Origin of the sequence: Streptomyces durocortorensis, assembly GCF_016901035.1 — a bacterium.
GTDB classification, from domain to species: Bacteria; Actinomycetota; Actinomycetes; order Streptomycetales; family Streptomycetaceae; genus Streptomyces; species Streptomyces durocortorensis.
Genome location: NZ_JAFEUF010000234.1, coordinates 1 through 3233, shown reverse-complemented (window position 1 = coordinate 3233; position 3233 = coordinate 1). Strand labels below are relative to the sequence as shown.

General features: G+C 69.5%; 3 protein-coding genes. 2 read left to right on the top strand and 1 reads right to left on the bottom strand.

What is annotated here, in order from left to right; translation table 11 throughout:
• Positions 1 to 601 precede the first annotated feature (601 nt).
• Entirely contained in the window at positions 602 to 1012 is a 411-nt protein-coding gene (locus JS521_RS29400; protein WP_205085979.1) for a CBS domain-containing protein, read from the top strand.
• Positions 1013 to 1090: 78 nt separating this feature from the next.
• Here the strand turns inward: JS521_RS29400 and JS521_RS29395 are convergent, their stop codons facing one another.
• Complete coding sequence (locus JS521_RS29395; RefSeq protein WP_205085978.1) at positions 1091 to 2542, bottom strand: catalase; 1452 nt, start codon at positions 2540 to 2542, stop codon at positions 1091 to 1093.
• Positions 2543 to 2706: 164 nt separating this feature from the next.
• Here JS521_RS29395 and JS521_RS29390 point away from each other — a divergent pair, with 164 nt between their 5' ends.
• Entirely contained in the window at positions 2707 to 3126 is a 420-nt protein-coding gene (locus JS521_RS29390; protein WP_205085977.1) for a Fur family transcriptional regulator, read from the top strand.
• The last annotated feature ends 107 nt before the right edge of the window (positions 3127 to 3233 follow it).

Genomic DNA, 3233 nt, shown 5'->3' with positions numbered 1-3233 from the left:
CGCGTGCTGCCAACGGGTGGTGCGGCTTGCCGCTCGCTCTATCCCCCCCCCAACACCCCCGCAGCGGCCGCTACCGGTCGCGGCCCCTCAGCTTGTCGCTTGTCTTGTCGCCCGCAACCAGCCCTCCCCCCAGTGGTCGCCAGACCGCCCCTGACCTGCACCACGACAAGTGACAAGACAAGCGACAAGCGACAAGCCGCACCCCGGGGCGGGCCGGGCCGTCCGTGGGCCGTCGGAGGGTGGCCAGCGTTCACCAACACCCACCAACCGTCACCCCTCAATTGCAGGTCAGGAGGTAGCACAAGCGCTCCACCGCAGGTGGCTGCAACCGCTCATCAGTTCCAGCGCTACTGAGCCGTGCTCGACCAGCACTGCTGAGCCGTGCCCGGCGACGGGCGTTACTGACCCCGCGCCCGATCGGCACCGCTGACCGTGCTGCCCCGGCGGCGCCGACCGTCGCGTGCGCGCTCGCGCACTCCCCCGCCGCGCGCCCGTCCACCCCTTGTCGACCCGCCCCAAGGGTGCAACTCTGAGAGTCCCCCCACTTGTGAACTTGTGAATCGACTCACAGAGTCGGCTCACCGAGGAGGTGGCTCGTTTCATGCTCGTCCGTGACGCCATGAGCACGGTGGTCCTCACCATCGGCCCCACCCATACGCTCCGCCAGGCGGCCCGGCTGATGTCGGCCCGCCGTATCGGGGCAGCTGTCGTCCACGACCCGGACACCTGCGGGCTCGGCATCATCACCGAGCGCGACATTCTCGACGCGGTCGGATCCGGGCTCGACCCCGACCGGGAGACCACCTCCGCCCACACCACCACCGACGTGGTGTTCGCCGCCCCGGCCTGGACCCTGGAGGAGGCCGCGGAAGCCATGACGCACGGAGGGTTCCGGCACCTGATCGTGCTGGACGGCGACGGCCCGGTGGGCATCGTGTCGGTGCGCGACATCATCCGCTGCTGGGCGCCCGCCCGTCGCCGTACGACCGCTGCCGCGGCGGCGGCCCGCTGACGCCTGCCGGGGCCGGAACGACCGGTGGGCCGGACCCCAGCGAGGGGATCCGGCCCACGGTCGACGACAAGCGTCCGGTCAGCCGCGAAGGGCCTGGACCGCGGCTTCCAGCCGCTTGCCGAAGTCGGCGTCCGCCTGGCGGAAGTTGTCGATCGCGCGCTCGGCGATGGCGTCGCGCGAGACCTTGGCGATGAACCCGGCGAGGTTCTCGACCAGCCGGACCTTCTCGTCCTCGGAGAAGAGCCGGTAGAGGTCGCCCGCCTGCACGAAGTCGTTGTCCTCGGCGTGGCTCGGCGCCTCGGTGTTGCCGGTGGCGCCGGTGACCGGGAGCGGCTGCCACAGCGGCCGGTCGGTCTGGGCGGGCCCGCCGAAGCTGTTGGGCTCGTAGTTCTTGGCGCCCTGATGACGACCGTCGTAGAGGAAGCCGTCCCGGCTGTTGGTCCGCGCCTCGGTGGCGTGCGGGCGGTTCACCGGCAGGTGGTCGGCGTTGATGCCGACCCGGTAGCGGTGGGCGTCGCCGTACGCGAAGAGGCGGCCCTGCAGCATCTTGTCCGGGGACGGGCCGATACCCGGCACGAAGTGCGCGGGGCTGAAGATCGACTGCTCGACCTCGGCGAAGACGTTCTGCGGGTTGCGGTTGAGCTCCAGCTTGCCGATCTCGATCGGCGGGTAGTCCGCGTGCGGCCACACCTTGGTGAGGTCGAACGGGTTGAAGCGGTACGTCGCCGCGTCCGCCGCGGGCATGATCTGGACCTGCACCGTCCAGGACGGGAAGTCGCCGCGCTCGATCGCCTCGCGCAGATCGCGCTGGTGGCTGTCGGGGTCCTCACCGGCGAGCTTGTCGGCCTCGGCCTGGGTGAGGTTCTCGATGCCCTGGTCGGTCTTGAAGTGGTACTTGACCCAGAAGACCTCGCCGGCCTCGTTGTTCCACTGGAAGGTGTGCGAGCCGTACCCGTTCATGTGGCGCAGCGTGGCCGGGATGCCGCGGTCGCCGAAGAGCCAGGTCACCTGGTGCGTCGACTCGGGCGACAGACCCCAGAAGTCCCAGACGTTGTCCGCCTCCTGCGAGCCGGTGTACGGGTCGCGCTTCTGGGTGTGGATGAAGTCGGGGAACTTGATGGCGTCCTTGATGAAGAACACCGGGGTGTTGTTGCCGACGAGGTCGTAGTTGCCCTCCTCGGTGTAGAACTTCAGCGCGAAACCGCGGGGGTCGCGCACCGCGTCGGCGGAGCCGAGGTTGCCCGCGACGGTGGAGAAGCGCAGGAAGGTCTCGGTCTGCTTGCCGACCTCGGAGAGGAACTTCGCCCGGGTCCACTGCGAGACGTCACGGGTCAGCGTGAAGGTGCCGTACGCGCCGGCGCCACGGGCGTGCACGACGCGCTCCGGTATGCGCTCACGGTTGAAGTGGGCGAGCTTCTCCAGCAGCGCCTGGTCCTGGACGAGAACGGGACCGCCGGGGCCCGCGGTCTCACTGTTCTGGTTGTCGGCGACCGGCGCTCCGGCCTCCGTAGTGAGCGGTCCCTGCGTCACGTGCGCCTCCTGCGTCGTATCCCTGCACAGCGGTCGAACCCTGTACAGCCCTGTCCCTTGGCCAATGCCGTTCTCGATCCTACAATGGACAATGTCTAAGTCAAGCAAGCATCCAAAGTCACACCCGATCGGGATTCGATCCCTCCACTGTTAGGCTGGGCTGCATGAGCGACCTGCTGGAACGACTTCGTGGACGCGGCTGGCGCATGACGGCGCAGCGGCGTGTCGTGGCCGAGGTCCTCGACGGGGACCATGTGCACCTGACGGCGGACGAGGTCCACGCGAGGGCCGTTTCCCGGCTGCCCGAGATCTCGCGCGCGACCGTCTACAACACCCTTGGCGAGATGGTGTCCCTCGGCGAGGTGCTGGAGGTCTCCACCGACCGCCGGGCCAAGCGCTACGACCCGAACGCCCACCGCCCCCACCACCACCTGGTGTGCGCGCAGTGCGGCGCGATCCGGGACGTGCATCCGGCGGGCAACCCGCTGGCGGACCTGCCGACGGACGAGCGCTACGGCTTCATGGTCTCCGGCGTCGAGGTGACGTACCGCGGCACCTGCCCGAACTGCGCCGCCACCGCCTGAGCCGACCGCTTGCACGAGCCGGGGGCCCCCCGGAACCACCAGCGGGCGCCCCGCGATTTTTCACGGGTGGGGCAAGTCCAACACCCCCCAGCCACATGAGATCGCGC